23 protein-coding genes and 1 pseudogene are annotated in these 19,520 nt (G+C 55.4%); 11 read left to right on the top strand and 13 right to left on the bottom strand.

Features of this window, described 5'->3' with window-relative positions; all coding sequences use genetic code 11:
* The 13 genes and pseudogenes from E8D52_15375 to gmd all read right to left on the bottom strand — a co-directional run.
* On the bottom strand, positions 1 to 797 hold a 797-nt coding region (locus E8D52_15375; protein ID TKB66359.1), incomplete at its 3' end, for a hypothetical protein.
* 1,645 nt (positions 798 to 2,442) lie between these two features.
* Positions 2,443 to 2,673 carry a DUF2283 domain-containing protein gene (locus tag E8D52_15370; protein ID TKB65775.1) on the bottom strand — a complete coding sequence of 77 codons (231 nt, stop codon included), beginning with the start codon at positions 2,671 to 2,673 and terminating at the stop codon, positions 2,443 to 2,445.
* Positions 2,674 to 2,740: 67 nt separating this feature from the next.
* Positions 2,741 to 2,980, bottom strand: coding sequence for a DUF4926 domain-containing protein (locus E8D52_15365; protein TKB65774.1), 240 nt, complete (start codon positions 2,978 to 2,980; stop codon positions 2,741 to 2,743).
* Between the two features lie 19 nt (positions 2,981 to 2,999).
* Positions 3,000 to 3,332 (bottom strand): hypothetical protein, encoded by a 333-nt coding sequence (locus tag E8D52_15360; protein ID TKB65773.1) that lies wholly within the window; start codon positions 3,330 to 3,332, stop codon positions 3,000 to 3,002.
* 270 nt (positions 3,333 to 3,602) lie between these two features.
* Positions 3,603 to 3,809, bottom strand: coding sequence for a type II toxin-antitoxin system RelE/ParE family toxin (locus tag E8D52_15355; protein TKB66358.1), 207 nt, complete (start codon positions 3,807 to 3,809; stop codon positions 3,603 to 3,605).
* A gap of 47 nt (positions 3,810 to 3,856) precedes the next feature.
* Positions 3,857 to 4,069 (bottom strand): hypothetical protein, encoded by a 213-nt coding sequence (locus E8D52_15350; GenBank protein ID TKB65772.1) that lies wholly within the window; start codon positions 4,067 to 4,069, stop codon positions 3,857 to 3,859.
* Positions 4,070 to 4,153: 84 nt separating this feature from the next.
* Positions 4,154 to 4,348: pseudogene (locus E8D52_15345) on the bottom strand (UDP-N-acetylglucosamine 2-epimerase (non-hydrolyzing)).
* A gap of 106 nt (positions 4,349 to 4,454) precedes the next feature.
* Positions 4,455 to 4,736, bottom strand: coding sequence for a DUF2442 domain-containing protein (locus tag E8D52_15340; GenBank protein ID TKB65771.1), 282 nt, complete (start codon positions 4,734 to 4,736; stop codon positions 4,455 to 4,457).
* Positions 4,711 to 4,956 (bottom strand): DUF4160 domain-containing protein, encoded by a 246-nt coding sequence (locus E8D52_15335; protein TKB65770.1) that lies wholly within the window; start codon positions 4,954 to 4,956, stop codon positions 4,711 to 4,713. The genes E8D52_15340 and E8D52_15335 overlap by 26 nt, the downstream gene beginning before the upstream one ends.
* A gap of 43 nt (positions 4,957 to 4,999) precedes the next feature.
* A complete protein-coding gene (locus E8D52_15330) occupies positions 5,000 to 5,200 on the bottom strand; it encodes an AbrB family transcriptional regulator (protein ID TKB65769.1) in 201 nt (66 codons plus the stop codon).
* A gap of 215 nt (positions 5,201 to 5,415) precedes the next feature.
* A complete protein-coding gene (locus E8D52_15325; protein TKB65768.1) occupies positions 5,416 to 6,516 on the bottom strand; it encodes a UDP-N-acetylglucosamine 2-epimerase (non-hydrolyzing) in 1,101 nt (366 codons plus the stop codon).
* A 244-nt stretch (positions 6,517 to 6,760) separates the two neighbouring features.
* The gene (locus E8D52_15320) at positions 6,761 to 7,723 is read right to left on the bottom strand and encodes a GDP-L-fucose synthase (protein ID TKB65767.1); all 963 of its coding nucleotides are present in this window, start codon (positions 7,721 to 7,723) and stop codon (positions 6,761 to 6,763) included.
* Positions 7,724 to 7,737: 14 nt separating this feature from the next.
* Positions 7,738 to 8,745: a GDP-mannose 4,6-dehydratase gene (gene gmd / locus E8D52_15315; protein ID TKB65766.1), complete on the bottom strand. Its 1,008-nt coding sequence runs from the start codon at positions 8,743 to 8,745 to the stop codon at positions 7,738 to 7,740.
* Between the two features lie 147 nt (positions 8,746 to 8,892).
* Between gmd and E8D52_15310 the strand changes: the two genes are divergently transcribed.
* The 11 genes from E8D52_15310 to E8D52_15260 all read left to right on the top strand — a co-directional run bounded on the left by E8D52_15310 (position 8,893) and on the right by E8D52_15260 (position 19,476).
* A complete protein-coding gene (locus tag E8D52_15310; GenBank protein TKB65765.1) occupies positions 8,893 to 9,804 on the top strand; it encodes a hypothetical protein in 912 nt (303 codons plus the stop codon).
* Between the two features lie 224 nt (positions 9,805 to 10,028).
* Positions 10,029 to 11,750 carry a type II secretion system protein GspE gene (gene gspE, locus E8D52_15305; protein ID TKB66357.1) on the top strand — a complete coding sequence of 574 codons (1,722 nt, stop codon included), beginning with the start codon at positions 10,029 to 10,031 and terminating at the stop codon, positions 11,748 to 11,750.
* 44 nt (positions 11,751 to 11,794) lie between these two features.
* Positions 11,795 to 13,087, top strand: coding sequence for a type II secretion system protein GspF (gspF, locus tag E8D52_15300; protein TKB65764.1), 1,293 nt, complete (start codon positions 11,795 to 11,797; stop codon positions 13,085 to 13,087).
* Between the two features lie 100 nt (positions 13,088 to 13,187).
* Entirely contained in the window at positions 13,188 to 13,703 is a 516-nt protein-coding gene (gene gspG, locus E8D52_15295) for a type II secretion system protein GspG (protein ID TKB66356.1), read from the top strand.
* A gap of 142 nt (positions 13,704 to 13,845) precedes the next feature.
* Complete coding sequence (locus E8D52_15290) at positions 13,846 to 14,400, top strand: hypothetical protein (protein ID TKB65763.1); 555 nt, start codon at positions 13,846 to 13,848, stop codon at positions 14,398 to 14,400.
* 9 nt (positions 14,401 to 14,409) lie between these two features.
* Entirely contained in the window at positions 14,410 to 14,847 is a 438-nt protein-coding gene (locus E8D52_15285; protein ID TKB65762.1) for a prepilin-type N-terminal cleavage/methylation domain-containing protein, read from the top strand.
* Entirely contained in the window at positions 14,819 to 15,442 is a 624-nt protein-coding gene (locus E8D52_15280; GenBank protein ID TKB65761.1) for a prepilin-type N-terminal cleavage/methylation domain-containing protein, read from the top strand. The genes E8D52_15285 and E8D52_15280 overlap by 29 nt, the downstream gene beginning before the upstream one ends.
* Positions 15,331 to 16,323, top strand: coding sequence for a type II secretion system protein GspN (gene gspN / locus E8D52_15275; protein ID TKB65760.1), 993 nt, complete (start codon positions 15,331 to 15,333; stop codon positions 16,321 to 16,323). Before E8D52_15280 ends, gspN begins: the two co-directional genes overlap by 112 nt.
* 93 nt (positions 16,324 to 16,416) lie before the next feature.
* Positions 16,417 to 18,000, top strand: a complete 1,584-nt coding sequence (locus E8D52_15270; protein TKB65759.1) for a hypothetical protein — start codon at positions 16,417 to 16,419, stop codon at positions 17,998 to 18,000.
* Entirely contained in the window at positions 17,997 to 18,545 is a 549-nt protein-coding gene (locus E8D52_15265; protein ID TKB65758.1) for a type II secretion system protein M, read from the top strand. Before E8D52_15270 ends, E8D52_15265 begins: the two co-directional genes overlap by 4 nt.
* Positions 18,532 to 19,476 carry a general secretion pathway protein GspK gene (locus tag E8D52_15260; GenBank protein TKB65757.1) on the top strand — a complete coding sequence of 315 codons (945 nt, stop codon included), beginning with the start codon at positions 18,532 to 18,534 and terminating at the stop codon, positions 19,474 to 19,476. The genes E8D52_15265 and E8D52_15260 overlap by 14 nt, the downstream gene beginning before the upstream one ends.
* The last annotated feature ends 44 nt before the right edge of the window (positions 19,477 to 19,520 follow it).

Here is a 19,520-nt window from a genome sequence, read left to right as displayed (position 1 = left end):
CTGCCCTTGATGGAAATAACTTCTGATTCCCCGCTGGCATTCTCAAAAAACAAATGATGCGCATAGAGATCGTCGGCAGGTAATTCCACACCGTCACCCGCACCTGTTTGAAGCGATTCTCCACCGTTTATCTGCTCGCCGTTTCGGTGATACCCGAGCGGCTTGCGCCGAAAGTACAGATGGTGGAGTTCGTGGTTCAAGTTCTCACCGCCTTGCCACACAAACATCTGCGCGCCCTTCCCACGCTTTCCTAGAAATGCAGAGGAAAATACTTCGTGGTCCCTGCCGCGAAGAGCAATGTTGAAGATCCATTCCTTTCGTGGCGACTCAAGGTCTTCTTCAAACACCATTTCTGAAATCTTGCAATGGTGTGATTGTGACATGGTCTGAATAAAACCGCGTTTCGGCCTCGGATCACCGTAGTCCGCCCAGCGAAACCCACTAACGTGTATATAGGATCCCCTCAGCTCGATATAGCTATGACCACTGATCGTGACCCCGCCAGGGTTTTGCGTCGTCAACGCAATCGGCTGCTCCGTCGTCCCACTGCGGCTGACCACCAGTTTCAGATCCACCCAGACCCCACTACAAAGACGGATCCGATCGCCAGGCTGAGCTGCATTGATGGCCGCAAGTAACTGCGGCTTGGAACAGACATTAATATCGGTCAGGGCATGGGCACTAAGCACATTGAGAAAAAACAACACAATCCCTGAACCGCAGAAACAAGCGTTTTGGATTGTCCTACGCACGGAAATAACAAGCAACATCGCTATACTCCTTATCAAACAATTCATAGACCGAGATGAGCACTTTCCCGCCCAAAGGGGCTGTTTGCTCGATACTCCTTCGCACTCACGGTTTATGCCAGGTGAACTGGCGCGGGAGTCAGCGATCACATTCCTCCTCTACGCCAGGGCCATAACCTGCTCCACCACCGCCACCCCGGCGAGCATTGTGAACGTCTTTTCTGAGGCCATCCCACCCCACAATGCTGGCACTTACCCTGCATGTGCCAACCTGTGACGACTTGGTTGGCTTCTGCCAGAGTGCAGCACGGATCGGTACCAATGATGACGTGGAGGTCTTCGGTCGCAAGGATGAGAGCGGTCGGTATTCCCATGGGCCTTCTCTCTTCTCGAACGGTAGCACACCTTGCGCAGCAGGCAATTGAAATTTCATTTCGAGACCATGCTTACGATGATATGGAGATCCGCTTCACGAAAGAGTCGAGACGAGGATGTTGATATAGAAGACGGCCTTCACTTGCACCGACTTGTATGGAGAGGGAACGGTGTCGACATGCAGAAAGGGGGCGTGCCAATGGGAAAGGTTAAGTCTGCGACCAGAAGGTACGAGGGATTCGGTTTCGGATTAGGGCCTGTTAACACTAATAGCTATGCTTATACGATACTGCGCACATAGAAATCACCGACGCCCAGTATCGCCATATCGCGCCGTGCTTGTCGACACCATGCGGGAATATGACGCTCGACAATCTGAAAACAATAGCGGGGGCAGATCTTGGATCGTGCATAGGAGAGAAGAGGTCAAGGTCATTACTTCCTCTCCATCGCCCCTTCCGACGCGTTAACTTAGCATCTCATCGCAAGATACCCCACCATCCAGCTCCGCCCCCACGCCATCCCATAGCAAAGGAATGGCCTCTTACTTCCACTGTCCTTTCGTCAGGTGTGACAGCGCCGGCACAAGCTTTCTGAAAATAGGTTCGAGTTACTTCATTTGTTACGATCATGACAGTCTTACGTCACACAGTATCATCACGAAGTATGAGACCGAGAAACCACAAGTGATATTGACCGTACGCCAGCTACCATCGCCCTGAATGAATCAGCCGATACCAGAAGGGCCACCGCAACTCTCACCCTTTTCAAATGCCTCAACTATCAAGGCACTGTTGACAAAGCTGAGGAGTACTTACAGCCATGACATCGATGTGCTTGACGAGCGCTTTGTCTACAATGCAGTATCTACAACCACATAGTGCGGATACCATATCTATGTCAATGATGCAAGAATTCACAAGCAGAAAGAGACTCTGCTTCCACACTTCACACCGACAGCATCAACATGTCGTGCATAAAATGGTCCTGGCTCAACCTATATACATATTGGAATTTTCAAGAATACTGAGGTCGCAAGACTTGGACCAATCTCAGACAAGAAAAGATACGTAGTTTCTGAAGGTTAGACGACTTTCTTTCTGATTACGTGGACTCGTGCAGGAAAAACCGTACAGATGAGTTCGGGTAGGGTACTGAGTTTCAGGTTCTAAGTTTCAGGTTTTAAGTTTGAATGGAAAGAATTGTCAAGCCTGTTCGAATCGGCCCCGATCAGTACGTAGGTTCCCATCGTAATGGCCTCAAATTCGTTCGGTGTTGTCGCGCATGCACGGGATGCGAATACGGTCGGGTTCCTTGTTTATGCCGTCAGCGGAATTTCACGGCGTTGTCCTTCCGATTCTACGATCAGGGCGCCATGGTCGTCGGCCAATTGCTCCTTGGCGTTCAACAATTCAATACCGTAGACGGTCCCATCCGGCGCGAGGTCGATGTTCATCTCGTCGCTGACTTTCATGGTCGTGACCTGGAACGTCTTTTCGTGCAGGCGCAGATACGCGACGTGGTATTTCGGAACATCGCTGAGTTTCATATGTCCTCCCCGTTCAGAAGAATTTGACCACGACGGTAATGACCAGCCACCCTTGTCAGAGTTTCGCTTAGCCGAGTGCCACCGAGTAGTCTCTCACGTGGAGAATTTCTCTGTCGCCGATCGAACGGATGTCTTCATGTCTGAGGGTTAACACCGCGATCGTTCTCCCCTCGGCCGTCACGAATTCGACTTCGACGGTCTCCCTGTCGGCGTGGAGGTGGACGATGGCGCCAAGGTCTCCCTCCTTCAGACTGTTTTCCGGCACGTCGTGCGTTAACACGACCGTATCGAGCTCCTTGAATCGCATAACCACCTCTCCTTGAAATTTACAACGGGTACGCCGTGACAAACCGCGGAGCGTCTTCTCCCGCGTCAATCATCCAGACCGTGCGGATGTGTAAAAGAGTACCACGAGGAGTGGGCAAGGCTCCATCCAAGACATACTTCCTCCCATAGCTCCCTTGGCGTTCCTCTCGCACCTCGTTCATGTAGGCAATGGCGAGTAAGCCTTCTTGGAGATCGTTGAGATGCTGTTCCGTAAACCCGAGGGACGTGAAAACTTTCGCCTTGAACCTTCCTACCGGATGGCTATCCGACAGGAGGTATTCGCGCAGTTTCTTGGGGGATACATACGCGTGTTCTCGATTGGGAAGCTGCATTCCATATGCCTCGTACCTTCGCATTTAGCATGACGATCACGCAAAAGTCGAGGATTACGGTTGATTAAAAGATCGAAAGTCATTGTTTGTTCTGCTCCATCGAACTCACCTGCCCCGCCATCAATCGCGCCAGCGCCGACGGTAATTTGCTTGGGTCAGTGCGATGAATTCGTTGGTGCCAATGTGATGGTCTCCGGGCGTTCGGTGCTGTCGCGGAGGGTATTCGTTCCAGCCCTTTGCTCTGACGCATATTCTGTCCCAAGCCCTCAATCATTTTCTGTAGACTTCCCGACGGTGACCGATAGTCACAACGGTCACCAGATGCTGGGCGTCATTCACCTCATACACAATTCGAAAGGACCCTACTCGTATGCGGTACAACGGCACACCACTGAGTTTCCTTGCGCCATGTGGCCGTGGGTTTTCGGCTAACTTTAGGATGGCCTCATCTGCCCGACGAAGTACTTGATCATTCAGCCGCTCAAGTTCCCGGCTGGCCTAAGGCTTGATGGCAAGCCGATACCTCACAGACGGCCGACTTTCTTGAGCCGTTGGCGAACACGCTGGTACGGAATGGCCCGTTCCGCGCGACGGTCATACCATGTGGCCACATCGATCAGATCTTCCTTCAATGCCGGGTTGGCAAAGAGCCGCTGCATGATCGCTTCACGCTCGGACTTCGGTAAAGACTCAAATGCGGTCATGAACACTTCTGCTGTGGCATCGGCTGTTCTCACAATGGTGTCCTCCTTTGAACTGCACACATGAAAGATGAAACGGGAGTCATTGTTTGGTCCGCTCAATCGCACTTACCTGCTCCGTTATACCAGCACATTTTCGAGACACTGGACAATCCGTTCCGCCGCTTTGCGATCCCACAGCGGTGGGATCGCCCCTTTCTTCCATTGTCCTGCCATCAATCGCCCGAGTGCTGGAGGAAGCTTGCTCGGATCAGTCCCGATCAGTTCGTTGGTGCCGATGGTGATGGTCTCGGGGCGTTCGGTGTTGTGGCGAAGAATCGCGACATTCCAAGTATCGCCGTTTCTTCCCCAGAAGTATTGTTTCTCTGCCGTCTCCTTACAGATAGCCTCTCGGGTTTTGTGCGTGAGGAGCTCAGTCAGGTTAGGCCGCGTGTCCTGTGGATGTTCTGGGACGATGAGCCGGAGCTCCGTGCAGCATGCCCTCAACGCTGATATCTTCGTCGATATCAGGCCAATGAACCCCTTGACCGTCGCCAAGAATTTCCCAATGTTGTCGCTGCTCCTGGGTTGCTTCCGATAAGCGCCATGACCAGACCAACGGTACGCTGATCGTCCGTCCATCCACCAAATGCGCAACGATCTCATCGTCGGTGACTTCAACGGTCATGACGCGAGGGTCAACGATCTTCGCCGCAGTGTTCATGCCATGCCTCCATGATTCGCAGCATATTCGTTTCAACAAGTCGTCGAATGGTATTCAGTTCTTTTGGCGAAAACCCTCTGTTCATACTTAAGGCAATCGGTTCCAGCCAAAACTTGCACGTCGCCTTTTCTCTTTGAACATGGACATGCTTTGGTTCATGGCAGTCAAAACTATAGAAAAATACACGGTAGGGGCCGTCTATATTCTTTACCGTGGGCATCGGGCTTCCGTGGATACCCCAAGCACATTTATGCTGATCCCCATCACAAGTACCCCCCTCGCTTGTGAATGGCTTGATTCATCTCTGTGACCGTGACAGCCCTTGCAAGCCGTTCGAGCATCCCGACAAGTTCCGATACATCGACAGTCGCCGGCGGTACAAGGAATCGACCACCCTCATAGATGAGAAGATCGGGACGATCTCCTGGTTCCAAGTTGATTCGCTTCTGGATGTCTTTGGGCATGATGATTTATGTCGTACGTATCAGCGTTACTTAGAAGTCAGCAATTTGAACAACAGTACACCCAGCATCCATGCGGGTTGCAGGGTTGTTTGTGTTGTCTAATTTACTGACCACTGAGTAATGTGTACCTCACGTGGACGAACGTGACATATTCATTTTGCTGCAAGGCCTTGAGTACTGCAAGACCTCCCTCGGTCTGCAGTATCAAAACGAACTCACGCTGCGAACAGCAGTTTCTCCAACTGCTCCACAATCCGTTCCGCGGCCTTGCCATCCCACTTCGGTGGGATCGCGCCTTTCTTCCACTGCCCGGCCATCAGTCGCGTGAGTGCTGGTGGAAGCTTGTTTGGATCAGTCCCAATCAGTTCGTTGGTGCCGATAGTGATAGTCTCAGGGCGTTCGGTGTTATCACGCAACGTGAGACAGGGCACACCAAGCACCGTCGTTTCCTCGGTAATCCCCCCCGAATCGGTGATCACGCCTTTGGCATGTTTGACGAGATAATTGAATTCAAGATAGCTCAAGGGGTCAACGTAGTGCATTGATGGGAGCGTGTTCCCCGCATCTCTCAAATTCTTAGCCGTCCTGGGGTGGACCGGAAAGATGACCGGTAGACCTCTTGTTCCATCCGCAATGGCGTGCAGGAGTCGAAGGAGTTGTTGCTCCCCATCCACATTCGCCGGACGATGCAGGGTGATGACAAAATACTTACCCTGCTCCAGTTTGAGCGAGTCCCAACAAACCGGCGGCCGCAGCCGGGGCATCTGCTTCAAGAGGGTATCGATCATGGTATTGCCGACGAAGAAGATGCGATCGTCGGTGATTCCTGCGCGGCGGAGATTCTCGTTGGCCGTGTCGCTGGTGGTGAAGAACCAGTTGGTGATGGAATCGGTGACGACGCGGTTGATTTCCTCCGGCATGGTCCAATCGCCGGAGCGGATGCCGCCTTCAACGTGGGCCACAGGCACTCCAAGTTTACGGGCCGCGATCGAGCAGGCCATGGTCGAGGTGACGTCGCCGACCACCAGGCACACATCGCTCTTGTCCTTTAGTAAGACCTTTTCATAGGCGACCATGATGCCGGCGGTTTGCTCAGCCTGAGTACCCGACCCCACTTCTAGGTTGATGTCCGGATCGGGAATGCCGAGTTCCTCAAAGAAGCTCCCGGACATGGCCCGGTCGTAGTGTTGCCCCGTATGGATGAGGCGATAGCGCAGCGGCCCTCCCCGCTTCTCCGCTGCCTTCAGGGCATCAATAATCGGGGCGATCTTCATGAAGTTGGGCCTGGCTCCGGCAATGATATCAATACGCTTCACTGTTCACCTCAACTCAGACGTGATTCCTCTAGATCTACCTTGGAAAGCCTCTGTGATGGTATTGGGTCAACGTACACGTGGCAACTGAATACCGCTTTCGCTAACAGATGTCGCTGCTAAGGATCTATCAGGATGCTGTGATTAATGGAGGGATTATGAGAGGAGCGTCATGAGTTGTCTAGTGGGAGTGGCGGAAGGCGAATTAATTGTGTCCCAATGGAACCGGCAGAACAACCAGAACGATCTAAAAATGCACTTCCCGGATCGCGTGACGGTTGGTCTGAAACCATCGGACCGTTTTTTTTAGCCCTTCGCGTAGGCCATGTTGAGCTTGAAATCCAAAGAGCTGCTTGGCTCGACTGACATCCAGACAGCGTCGCGGTTGGCCGTTCGGTTTCGTGGTATCCCATTGAATTGTTCCGGTGAATCCCACTTCGTTTGCAATCAATCCGGCTAGGTCTCGAATCGTAATTTCTTCACCGGTTCCTAAGTTGATCGGTAGATTTCCATCATATTGTTCGGCCGCAAGTAGAATACCCTCGGCCGCATCCTCGACATACAAAAACTCCCGGCTCGACGACCCATCTCCCCAGAGCGTCATCGAAGTCTGTCCTGCGTCCTTGGCCGCCACGCATTTCCGGATAAGGGCTGGAATGACGTGAGAGGTTTCTAAATCGAAGTTATCGCGCAGCCCGTACAGATTCACAGGAAAAAGCACGATGGAGTTGAACCCATATTGTTGCCGATAGGCCTGGGACTGCACCAACATCATTTTCTTTGCCAATCCGTACGGGGCATTCGTTTCCTCTGGGTACCCGTTCCAGATATCGTCCTCTTTAAATGGGATTGGAGCGAACTTGGGGTAGGCACAAATGGTCCCGGTAGCCACAAACTTCTTCAGTCCCCGTTGGCGGCCGACCTCGATCAGCTGGGTGCCCATCATCAAGTTATCGTAGAAGAACCGTCCTGGATTGGCTTGATTGGCCCCAATCCCACCGACACGGGCTGCTAAATGGATGATCAGATCAGGCTTCGCGTCGCTATACAATTGCTTCACCGCGTCCATCTGCACCAGATCGTAATCCTGGCTTCGTGGAATGACGATCTGCTGACAGCCTTTCGCGCGCAACTGCTCAACGACGAACGAACCGAGAAACCCAGCACCGCCGGTCACGACAACACGTTTATCTTTCCAGAATGCAGTCATACCCGTTTCACCCTCTAGTTTCGTTTCCTGGTTCCATCCAATTTCTCTTTTTCCGACGCCAAATCCGCGTCCACCATCATGGTAATCAGTTCTTCGAACCGAACTTTCGGCTGCCACCCCAACTGTTGCTTGGCCTTACTGGCATCGCCGATGAGTAGGTCAACCTCGGTTGGTCGGTAGTACGCGGCATCGATCTTCACATGTTTAGTCCAGTCCAGTTGCAGACGATCGAATGCCAGCTCCAACATTTCCTTGACTGTATGGGTCTCCCCCGTGGCAATGACATAATCCTCCGCCGTCGGCGCCTGCAACATCATCCACATGGCTTCGACATAGTCGCCGGCATATCCCCAGTCGCGTTTCGCATCGAGGTTGCCCAAAAACAAATCTTGTTGGGTCCCGAGCTTGATCCGTGCCGCCGCTTTCGTAATTTTCCGCGTCACGAAGGTTTCTCCCCGCCGCGGCGATTCATGATTGAACAGGATGCCATTGCAGGCAAAGAGATTGTACGCCTCCCGATAGTTCACCGTAATCCAGTACGCATACACCTTGGCGGCCCCGTAGGGACTCCTGGGGTAGAACGGCGTCGTTTCCTTCTGGGGCACCTCCAGGACTTTGCCGAACATTTCACTGGACGAGGCTTGATAAAACTTGGGTTTCAATCCTGACTCGCGAATCGCCTCCAGCAGGCGGATGGTGCCCAATCCGGTGATTTCTCCCGTATATTCAGGAATATCGAAGCTGACCCGCACATGGCTCTGGGCCCCGAGATTGTAGATTTCATCCGGCTGGACGGTTCGCAGGATCCGATTGAGGGAACTCGCGTCGTTCAGGTCGCCATAGACCAAGTGCAGGCGCCGATGCGGGACATGCGGATCTTCATAGATGGGATCAATGCGACCCGTGTTGAAGGAGCTGGACCGGCGGATGATGCCGTAGACGTCGTAGCCCTTCTCAAGCAAGAACTCAGCAAGATACGACCCATCTTGGCCCGTAATCCCGGTAATCAAGGCTTTCTTCACGCGGAGACCCTCCCTTGGGCAAGGAAGAGATTATTGCGTGCTTCAGTCTACTTGTCTACCCATGAATTAAAGGAGGTTGCTAAAAGATTCTTGCGGCCACCAATATGGGCCATGTACCATGAGGCAGGTAGAACGAGAGAAACTATCGTGCCACCAATCCCTCATCAACATATGCGTCGCATCGGCCTCTTCATCTGTCTGGTCGGAAGTGGTCTCCTGATTGCCCACTCGATGAATGCCTTTGTTGCCGATGCGTTATACGTGATCCCGACACATTCAGTTGGATCCGTCGACGATCGCCAGACAGGTTCCTCAGTGCTTGCCTCCTATTCACCGACCCAGGCAGTGGAGGATGTGCGCTCCAGCGGCCTGTTCGCCCTCCCCGCCGCGCCGCAGAGTGGAGTCACGAATGCAACCGGTCGAGGACCCTCCGGAACCCCAGTTCGAGCGTCGCTCGGCTTGGCGGCCAGGATGCGCTTGCTCGGTATCGTGTTTGGCGATCAGCGCGGCGTGTTTGCGATCGTCGAGGAGCTGGCCTCCAAACAACAGGCCCTGTATCGTGTCCATGATCAGATTCTTGATCTTGGAGAAGTGAGTGAGATTCGGCGGAATGGAATCCTGGTCCGCCAGGGCGACCTAGAGGAATTATTAGAGCTGGCGATGTCGGAGCGCCCACCGGTTCCAGGCGGTTCTACTGGTACCGCGCCGTCTGCCGTTCAGCAACCGACCGCCGGCGTTCCGCTCCGCAAAGTCGTCGATCGCCGTGAAGTGGAGCAGGCCATGAGCGATCTGCCAAAACTGTTATCCCAAGCCAGAGCCGCACCACATATGGTGAACGGAAGCGTCAACGGGTTTCGCCTAGATTATATCGCGCCGACCAGTTTCTATGAAAAAATCGGGGTCCAGACGGGAGATGTCCTACAGCGCGTCAACGGAGTCGATATTCGCGATCCCAGTACCATGTTGAATTTACTGCAACAACTGAAGAATGAGCAGATCGTCAAGCTCGACATGCTCCGGAATAATCAGCGCTCGACGATTACGTACGAGCTTCGCTGACACGGCAGTCAGTACGCGACCCCTTCGTATTCCTGTCAACTGGCACTCCTCAACGCCTTCTATGGTACGCAAGGAATGCGCGCTGTCCTTGCCAGGCCGTCGAAAGGGAGAGTATCTTTACAACCGAGATAGTAACAGAGTGGAGAAACGACCAATAACGGCGCGGGTCTCCAGGCAGAAGAGGTCAGGGTACATTGTCCGAACAGCTCGACAACGATCAGTCCATTCCTCGCGTTCATCGCCCTCTCTTGGGACGTATTCTCGGGGAAAAGTTCAATCTCTTGGACTCAAAGCTCGAGGAGGCCTTAGCCTACCAGCACGAAAAAGGCGGCCTACTGGGAGAAGTGCTGCTACATCTGCGCCTCCTGAGGGAAGAGCAGGTGCTCGAGGCGCTCGCCCAACAATTTGAGATGTCCTGGATGCCTCAGCTCGACACCACCCAGGTGGATCACGAGCTGATTAAGAAGATCCCCATCGCGTTTTGTCGACGCTATCGAGTCTTGCCGCTTCGATATGAAGCAGGGGCCATTCTGACCGCATCGACCGATCCTCTGGAAACCGTCGCGCTGGACGATCTTCGATTACTGTTGGGCAAACCGATTAAACCGATCTTGACCAGCAGCGTCGCGCTGCTGGCCTGCTTGAACCGAGCCTACGACGAAATCGCCAACCCGGCCGGCGCGGAACAAGTGATGGAAGACATCGCAGCCAACCAGAGTCTCGACCAACTCGCGCATGAACTTGATGAGCCGCAAGACTTGCTGGATGCCACCGACGAAGCGCCGATCATTCGATTAGTCAACTCGGTGCTGTTTCAAGCGGTTCGACAACGGGCGAGCGACATCCATTTCGAATCATTCGAACGAGGGTTGGTGGTGCGATATCGCATCGACGGCGTGCTCTACCCGGTCCTTACACCGCCCAAACATTTGCAAGCCAGCATTATCGCGCGCCTCAAAATCATGGCCGGCCTCAACATTGCCGAGAAGCGCTTGCCGCAAGACGGCCGGTTCGCCATCCGAACCTCCGGGAAAGACGTCGATCTTCGAGTCTCGGTCTTACCCACCTCGCACGGCGAGCGGGTCGTCTTGCGATTACTGGAGAAGGAAAATCGTCTGCTGAACCTCTCGGAAATGGGCTTCTCGAAGGAGCGACTGGCCGTGATCCATCAGCTGATCCAACTGGCGCACGGAATTATTCTCGTGACCGGCCCCACGGGAAGCGGAAAAACCACAACCCTGTATGCCGCCTTGAGCCACATCAATGCGCCAGACAAGAACATCATCACGGTTGAAGATCCCGTGGAATACCAGCTGCTCGGCATCGGACAGATGCAAGTGAACCCCAAGATCAACTTGTCGTTTGCCGCCGGACTGCGCTCAATTCTCCGGCAAGACCCTGATGTCATCATGATCGGCGAGATTCGAGACCGCGAAACGGCGGAGATCGCTATTCATGCCTCCCTCACCGGACACCTGGTATTTTCCACTCTGCATACGAATGATGCGGCGAGCGCCGCCACCCGTCTGATCGATATGGGGATCGAACCGTTTCTGGTCGCCTCGTCGGTCGTGGCGGTCCTGGCCCAACGCCTGCTGAGAAGAATTTGTCCGGACTGCAAGCGTCCCTACGCGCCAAGCGTGGAAGAACTCAGTCGCTTGGACGTCGCGCCTGGGTCCACCGTGACCCTCTATCGAGGAGCCGGGTGTGCCGCCTGTTCCCAAACTGGCTATCGCGGGCGCATTGGAATTTTCGAGCTCATGGTGCTCAACGACGACATCCGGCGGCTTATCGGCGGCAAAGCCGACTCGACAGCCATCAAACACGCCGCGATCACGAACGGCATGGTGACGTTGAAACAGGAGGGTGCCGAACGCGTCCTCCAAGGCCAGACCACGCTGGAAGAAGTCATGCGGATCACGCAACAGGAAATCGACGTCGACTAAATGTGGCACCGAGGCACTGACCATCTCCTCCAGCTGGTTCGATCATGGACTGTCGGGCACCGCTCGGTCCAGCCCGATACGTCCGGAGTCCGCTGATCATGCCGGTCTATCAATACCAGGGCTACCGAAACGACGGCGGAACCACGACCGGGATCATCGATGCGGAGAACCCCAAGGTCGCCCGCCTCAAACTGAGGAAAGAGGGCGTCTATCCGACCGATGTTGTTGAGCAGAGCCAAGCCCCGACCCACTCGCACGAACAATCCCGCGGCCGCTCCGAGCGATCCATCGGCCGATCGGCCACTCTCGCCTCCACCGACCTGGCGCTCCTGACCAGGCAGTTTGCAACACTGCTCGTAGCCGGCCTTCCGTTGGTCGAAGCCCTCGGCGTCTTAGTGGACCAAGCCGAGAAGAAACCCATCAAGGCGCTCCTCGCCGATATCCGAGAGCAAGTCCGAGGGGGGAAAGCATTGAGTGCCGTCTTGGAAACGTACGAGAAAGATTTCTCTCCGATCTATGTGCACATGGTACGGGCCGGCGAGACCAGTGGTGCACTGGATCAGATTCTGTTCCGGCTCACAGAGTTCTTGGAGAAACAACTGGCCCTGAGGAACAAAGTCACCAATGCGATGCTCTACCCGCTCATCATGCTCGTGATCGGGTCGGCGATCCTCTTTTTCCTCATTACGTTTGTCGTTCCCAAGATTACGATGGTGTTCGCGCAACAGAAACAAGCCTTGCCGTGGCCGACGGTCGCCTTGATGTCCATCAGCCAGTTCTTTGCCGACTACTGGATGATATTGGTCGGGGTTCTCCTCGGAGGCCTCTATATGGCGCGACGATTCATTCGGACCGGTGCCGGTCACATGATGGCGGACCGGATGATCCTGAGACTCCCCTTGATCGGAGACGTCGCGCGGATGGTGTCCATTTCCAGACTCACCAGCACGCTGGCCACGATGTTGGCCAGCGGGGTTCAGCTGCTGGACGCAATGGATGTCTCGAAACGCGTCATGAACAATCGCGTGCTGGAAGAAACGGTCGAAGCGGCACGGCAAAATATCCGCGAGGGCGAGACGATCGCCGATCCGCTCAAGCGAAGCGGAGAATTTCCGGCCCTGGTCACCCACATGATCGCCGTCGGTGAAAAAAGCGGCGAGATGGAGGAAATGTTACGCCGAGTGAGTCAAATCTACGACGGAGAAGTGGAACGGGTTATCGCCCGCTTGACCTCGCTCATGGAGCCGGTCATGATCCTGGCCATGGGTACCGTCGTCCTCTTCATCGTCGTCGCGATTCTCTTGCCCATCTTCGAAATGGGCCAGATGGTTCGATAACACAGTCTTCTGTGAAGGGGTGATGCGTGATAGGCAGAAAGGAACAGGGAGGCATTCGATGAGCACACGAGAGCAGCGCAACCATTGGCCCATGATCATGATGTGGAGAAGCACGCAGGGGGCTTCCAGTCTTCACCCAGCACCCAGCACCCAGCACTCGTCACGCCGTCGTTTTTACGAGGAGCAGGCCTTCACCTTCATCGAGATCATGGTCGTCGTGGCCATCCTGGCCATTCTCGCAGCCCTGGTCGTCCCACGCATCATGGGCAGAACAGATGACGCCAAGCGCACGGCGGCTAAGGTCCAGATTCGTAATATCGAGGGAGCGCTGCAACTCTATAAACTGGATAACGGTGTCTATCCCTCCACCGAACAGGGCCTCAAGTCGCTCGTTGAAAAGCCCGCCGTCGGAGTGATCCCGAAGAAATGGAAGCTCGGAGGATATCTGCCCAAGCTGCCGGAAGATCCCTGGAGCAATCCCTATAAATATCTCAGCCCGGTCCAACGAGGAGAGTACAAAGTGGAGTACGAAATCACCTCCCTTGGAACGGACGGCGAGGTCGGTGGCGAGGGCGTGAACGCCGACATCACCAATTGGAACCTCGACAAAGATTAGGAACGGAATGGTCACCGGCTATTGGTCACTGGAGAGGACACCCCCGTGTGACGGCTTATGCCGTGCCGTATGCCTTCATCCATCGCCCTCACCCTTCACCTCTCACCCCTTGCGCGTTGCAACAGGCTTCACCATCCTCGAAATGCTGATCGTCCTGTTCCTCCTAACCGTCGTCGTGGTCGTCGTCTTCCCGCGAATCAGTCTTACCGAAGACTTGAGCTCCACAGGACGGAAACTGGTCGGCGTCCTTCGAACCGTTCAAGGGCTGGCGACTACAAGCCAAAAGCCCCTGAAGCTCTACCTCGACATCGATCAGGGAACCTACTGGATGATGCTGGTGGAGGGCAAGGAAGAGCGGATCCCGCTTGATCCTGCCTGGAAGATCCCTCGTACGCTCCCGGAATCAATCCGATTTACGGAGGTCTCCATCGGCCAAGACAAACGATTTTCTGGACGTGTCGACGTGTCCTTCTTCGCCAATGGCCGGATTGAGCCGGTCACACTGTATCTGATGGATGCGAAGAACAATCTCTTGGGACTGGCGATCGATTCATTGACAGGAAGAATTCGGGTCAGCGATGAACGACTCGACCCTCCCCTCAACCCAATCATCCCCGACCGAGTCCGGTTGCTCTTGAAGGCAAACCAGCAAGGAGGGGCGGGAGCCTCGCAGAGAGGGTTGGTTCCGAACCAGTAGTAGATTGCAATGGCCCACGATGGACATCGAGCCAAGCCTAACGAAGATGGATTCACGCTACTCGAAGTGCTACTCGCCATCGCCCTGCTGGCAATCGCGCTCCCGATTCTGCTTGGCCTCAGGAATTTCGACCTGGGACTTCAAGAGAGAGCGTCCGAACTGACCTCCGCCACCCTGTTGGCCCAAGAGAAACTATTGGAGACTGAACTTTCAGGACAATATGCGATCGGGGAAACCAGCGGGGAGTTCCTGAACCTCCCGCTTGGTGTACAAACCAACATCCAAGCAGTTCCGAGAGCGGTCGGGTACAGATGGAAACGGACGATCGCCCCTACTCCATTGGAGTTGGTTCGGGAGATCCGGATCAAAGTCTCGTGGCTGCGGGGCGAGTTTGAAGAATCACTAGAGGTCAGCACCTATGTCTTTGCCAGCCGTTCCACGTTCTAAATCCGACGCTGGCTTTACGCTCGTCGAGGTCTTGGTGGCCGTAGCCTTGCTGGGCATGATCGGTGCCATGGTCTTTGGGTCGCTCGTCATGACGACGAGATCCGTGGAGGCCGGACGAGACCATGTGGCGAAGGAACAAACAATCAGACGAATATTGCGTCTCATGGCCGAAGAAATTGCGCTCAGCAAACGCACTCCCCAGTACCCGTGGGTGGGAACGAACGGGACACAGGACGGACAACCGGCCGACATCCTCGCCATCCTCGCCATGAGTCAGGAATTGAGCACGTCGACCGTCAAGGAAAGCGAGACAGTTCGCGTGGTGTACACACGTGAACGCGATCGGCTCATTCGGTTCGTTCGTCGGAATCTCTATACGCTGACCGATACCAATGAGTCGTTGAGCCAGATGGAATTGGCCGACCGTGTCCACGCGTTCAATATTCGCTATTACGACGACCAGAACCGGATCTGGATTGACGAATGGCCGGCGGTCTCAAAAATCCCCAAGGCCCTGTTGATCGAAGTGACGTTTCAATACCCCGATGCCGATCCATGGACGGTGCGGGAATGGGTGACGATCGGCGCATCATGACCATCAAATGGCCTGAAGCATGGCGAGAAATCTTAGCGTGGACAGGAGGGGGAATCTCCATCCTGGTGCTGTGTCTGATCGCGACGTTCCCGTACGGAATGCTCCAGGCACGGATCGTGGCGGAACTCACGCGGGCCACGGGGATGGACGTCCGAGTGACCGATTGGACAGTAGGCCTCCCACCCGGTCTTGAATGGCGAGACGTCACCTTATCGAAACCGAGCTGGATCCCAATCCAGTTGGCCACGATGCAAGCCAAGCTCGGCGTCACATCCGCGCTAAGCGGCACGCTCGGGCTCGATCTCGTCGCAAAACTGACGGAGACCGCGTCCTCGACAGACCTCGCGAAAGGCATCATCATGGCCTCGTCGCTGTCCTTCGACGGCCCCATCACAATCAAGGGACAGGTGCAACACGTGGACCTGTCCAAACTCCTCCGCCGCTATGTCACGCACGGTACACTCACCGGCAACTTCTCCCACCGCGTCAACTCCGCCCAGACGACCCTCACCGCGATGAAGGGGGAAGGAATGTGGACAGCCGAAGCGACGGACCTGGTGATCGATCAAATTCCCCTCGGAAACGGGCGCACCCTGTCGCTCACATTCAGCCAGGTCATAGCCGGACTGACATGCCGCGACCTCCGTTGCGATGTGACGCAACTGAAGGGCGATGGCATCGACGGCTCTTTTACAGGCGAAGGATACCTCACCCTCCAGCAGCCCATACAACAGAGCCTCGTGAATCTCACGGTAACGGTTGTCCCCGGCCCAGGATTTGCCTCGAAAGCCGGTACACTGGGCTTTCCCTCGCCGCCGCCTGGAACGCCTATGACCGTTAAGATCGTCGGGACCTTGGCACAAGCAAGGATTGCATTGTAAAGTAGTTCGGAAGTTTCACGTTCCAAGGTTCAGGTTTCACGTATTCCGACAACATGACACGCGAAACGAGAAAGATGAGACTCAAGTAGATTCATGTCCATTACAAACGAATGTGTCGGGCTGGACATTGGGCAAACGGGCTTGAAGGCCGTGCGTTTCCGCCGCCGTCTGAGCGGGCGAGAAACAATCGATTACTTTCAACAGCCCCTGCCCTTTTCCCGTCCCGAGGATCTCGAACCGGCTCGACGCGTACAGTCACTGCGCGGATTCCTCTGGCGAAACGGACTCTATGCCACAGACCAGTTGGTGACTGCGATTCCCTGTCAGGATCTGTTCGTCAGAACGTTGTCTTTCCCCTTCAAGGATTCGACCAAGCTCGCTCAAGTCGTCCCCTTTGAGGTCGAGAATCTCGTTCCGATGCCGCTCGAAGATCTCGCGATCGGAAGCCTGATCTTACCGCCCGGACATACAGCAGAAGGCCTGGCCCGCGAAAGCAAGGGCTCGGAGGTCCTGGTCACGGCCGCACCGAGAGACAAGGTCGCGGAGCATCTCCGGTTTCTGGCTCAAGCCGATCTGGAACCCTCGGCGATCAATGTCGACGCGATGGCCCTCTTCTCCGTCACCCAATACCTACAAGAAGAAGGAGCGGCCGTCCCGCAAGACCTCGCTATCATCGACGTCGGAGCCTCGAAGACGACGCTCTGCCTCGTGCAGGGAGGACGTCCTCTGCTCCTGCGAACGATTCTGTGGGGCGGCAATCATCTGACGCATGCCTTGGCCGTCCGGCACGCCTGTAGTTTCGCCGACGCAGAGCGTCTGAAGCGGACGATGGCCGTGGAGCAAGTCCACGGGTTGTTGGAGCCGATCCTGAAAGAACTCCGCATCACCTTGCAGGGCCAACTGGGTAACGAGCGCAGCCGCTTGACGCACTGTTGGGTATGCGGAGGCGGGTCAAAACTTCAAGAAGTCGGCGGCTACCTCTCGCGACAATTGGGACTCTATCCGGTTGGACCTCGCCAAGGGTTCGGAGCCGAAACCCCACGGGCATTTTCCATCGCGTTCGGCTTGGCGATTCACCCCAAGATCATCCGGCCACGATGGCGATTCGCGTCAGCGCCCATGGAGCTCGCGCTCGATCTCAAAGGAGTCACCGACGCAGCTTCACCGGATAGTGCCACGACCAAGCAAGACCGTCGCCTGGCGATCGCCGCCGGTCTAGTCATTGCAATCCTGGCGATCGTGGATTTCTCGATTCACTTCTGGCTGCACAACCAGCGAGTCGCTCGGCTGAAAACGACACTGCACAGCCAGTATGAGCAGTTCTTTGGACCGGGCGCGTCGCCCGGGGAAGAGCTCGATCAAGCCCAGTACCGCATCGGAGTCCTGGATAAAGCGCTCGGCGCCGTTGATACGGCGGAGGGCAAGGTCCTGCACACGCTGTCAACGTTTGTAAAACAACTCCCGCCCGGAACGACGGTCAAGGTGCGCGAACTGACCGTCGACGGAACGACCGTCCTCATGGAGGGTGAGACGACCTCCTTCGACGCCGTGGAGCGACTCAAGCAAACCTTCGCCTCGAGTCCTCGATTGAGAGATGTCGCGGTGACGGAAACACGAGTGGGCGCAGGCCCCAATCAAGTCGTCTTTCGAATCACGGTCACGGTGGAGAAGTCATGACGCAGAGCTTTCGAGAACGCTGGCGCCAGATGTCGCAACGTGAGCGCACCCTTGTCCTGGCAGGCGGCATTGTGCTTGGCCTTAGCCTCCTCTTTATCCTGATCGTCGACCCCCTGTTGGACACCCTGGACCGCCTCGGGCGCCAAGAGGTTCGAAAGCAGAAAGAGCTGGCCGAACTCACGGTGCTCGGCCAAGCCTATCTCACCAAACGGGAGCGCTTGACCAAGACCGAGAGTCGCATGCCCGGAGCCGACAGCCATTTCTCCCTGCTGACGTTCATGGAGGAAGCGGCCACCACCGCCCATGTGCGCGAGCGCATCACCAGCATGCAGCCGCAAGTCCAATCGCTGGCGCAAGGTTACGAAGAAACGGCCGTCGATCTCCGATTGGACGGCATCCAATTGCCGGACTTGCTGGCATTACTCGTGGCCATTGATCAAGCCCCGTACGACCTTCAGGTTCGCCACCTGCAGATCCGCCCAAAATTCGACAATCCGGTCAATCTCGACGCAACCGTGCGGGTCTTGAGCTATGCGAAAAGCTGATGAACGAGGCGTCGCACTGCTCTTAGCCCTCCTGGTGCTCACGCTGCTCACCGCCATGATTCTTGAGTTCGATGCGGAAGCGCGCCGTGAATACCGAGCCGCCGCCGCCTTTCGGGACGACTACAAAACAGGCATGCTGACCCGAGCTGGCGTGCAGGCCGCGCGAGCTGTGCTGCTGCAGGATCTCTTGCGTGAGAAGACGACGGGGCAGAAATACGATGCGCCAACCGATATCTGGGCCATGCCGATCAAGAACTATCCGATTGGGGACGGATTTCTGACCGCGCAGATCCAGGATGAGACAGGAAAGTTCAACCTGAATGACCTTGCATCGGCTACGGGAGGCGACATTGAACAGAAGAAGAAAATCCTCCGAGCCAAGCGATTGTTTGAACTGCTCAGAGTCAGCCCCACTCTGGTTGATGCGCTAATCGATTGGACCGACCAGGATGAAGTGCCTCAGCCAGCTGGCGCCGAGAGCCTCTACTACCAATCGTTGAGGCCACCCTATCGGGCCGCGAATAGCCCGTTACCTGGACTGGGAGATCTCCGGCTCATCAAGGGATTCACGCCTGAAATTATCGAGCGGATCTCCCCCTACGTAACGGTTTTCCCACAAGAGGGAGGCGTGCCGATGAACCTCAACACCGCAGATCCCATCATCCTTCAGACGTTGGATCCAAGTGTCACCCAAACGATGGCCATAGAGATCGTCCAAGGACGCCCATACAAGACGAAAGTGGAACTCGATCGGGTGAGTAGCTTTCAGGAAATCGGCCGAACCCTACGAAATGACTATGATGTGAAATCGGATTATTTCTCGGCGCGGTTAGCCATCACCGTCAATGACACCACGAAGAGCTCGCTGGTTATTTTGAAACGAGATGCCGCTAAGGGAGAGAGCACGGTGGAATATCTGAGAATTTTGTAGCGGAACGTGAGGAGTTTTGATGTTTTAGTTTTCCGACATGAAAC

Origin of the sequence: Nitrospira sp. (genome assembly GCA_005116745.1) — a bacterium.
Lineage (GTDB): Bacteria > Nitrospirota > Nitrospiria > Nitrospirales > Nitrospiraceae > Nitrospira_D.
Note: the sequence above shows the minus strand (reverse complement) of the source record. Positions and strands in the feature narration are given on the sequence as shown.

What these genes read in the sequence shown, in the direction of transcription:
- E8D52_15370 (TKB65775.1), bottom strand. Translation starts at nt 2,673, where the DNA reads ATGAAACTCAGCGATGTTCCGAAATACCACGTCGCGTATCTGCGCCTG.
- E8D52_15365 (TKB65774.1), bottom strand. Translation starts at nt 2,980, where the DNA reads ATGCGATTCAAGGAGCTCGATACGGTCGTGTTAACGCACGACGTGCCG.
- E8D52_15360 (TKB65773.1), bottom strand. Translation starts at nt 3,332, where the DNA reads ATGCAGCTTCCCAATCGAGAACACGCGTATGTATCCCCCAAGAAACTG.
- E8D52_15340 (TKB65771.1), bottom strand. Translation starts at nt 4,736, where the DNA reads ATGAACACTGCGGCGAAGATCGTTGACCCTCGCGTCATGACCGTTGAA.
- E8D52_15335 (TKB65770.1), bottom strand. Translation starts at nt 4,956, where the DNA reads ATGCCCACGGTAAAGAATATAGACGGCCCCTACCGTGTATTTTTCTAT.
- E8D52_15330 (TKB65769.1), bottom strand. Translation starts at nt 5,200, where the DNA reads ATGCCCAAAGACATCCAGAAGCGAATCAACTTGGAACCAGGAGATCGT.
- E8D52_15320 (TKB65767.1), bottom strand. Translation starts at nt 7,723, where the DNA reads ATGACTGCATTCTGGAAAGATAAACGTGTTGTCGTGACCGGCGGTGCT.
- gspF (TKB65764.1), top strand. Translation starts at nt 11,795, where the DNA reads ATGGACTGTCGGGCACCGCTCGGTCCAGCCCGATACGTCCGGAGTCCG.
- gspG (TKB66356.1), top strand. Translation starts at nt 13,188, where the DNA reads ATGTGGAGAAGCACGCAGGGGGCTTCCAGTCTTCACCCAGCACCCAGC.
- E8D52_15290 (TKB65763.1), top strand. Translation starts at nt 13,846, where the DNA reads ATGCTGATCGTCCTGTTCCTCCTAACCGTCGTCGTGGTCGTCGTCTTC.
- E8D52_15285 (TKB65762.1), top strand. Translation starts at nt 14,410, where the DNA reads ATGGCCCACGATGGACATCGAGCCAAGCCTAACGAAGATGGATTCACG.
- E8D52_15280 (TKB65761.1), top strand. Translation starts at nt 14,819, where the DNA reads ATGTCTTTGCCAGCCGTTCCACGTTCTAAATCCGACGCTGGCTTTACG.
- gspN (TKB65760.1), top strand. Translation starts at nt 15,331, where the DNA reads ATGGCCGGCGGTCTCAAAAATCCCCAAGGCCCTGTTGATCGAAGTGAC.
- E8D52_15270 (TKB65759.1), top strand. Translation starts at nt 16,417, where the DNA reads ATGTCCATTACAAACGAATGTGTCGGGCTGGACATTGGGCAAACGGGC.
- E8D52_15265 (TKB65758.1), top strand. Translation starts at nt 17,997, where the DNA reads ATGACGCAGAGCTTTCGAGAACGCTGGCGCCAGATGTCGCAACGTGAG.
- E8D52_15260 (TKB65757.1), top strand. Translation starts at nt 18,532, where the DNA reads ATGCGAAAAGCTGATGAACGAGGCGTCGCACTGCTCTTAGCCCTCCTG.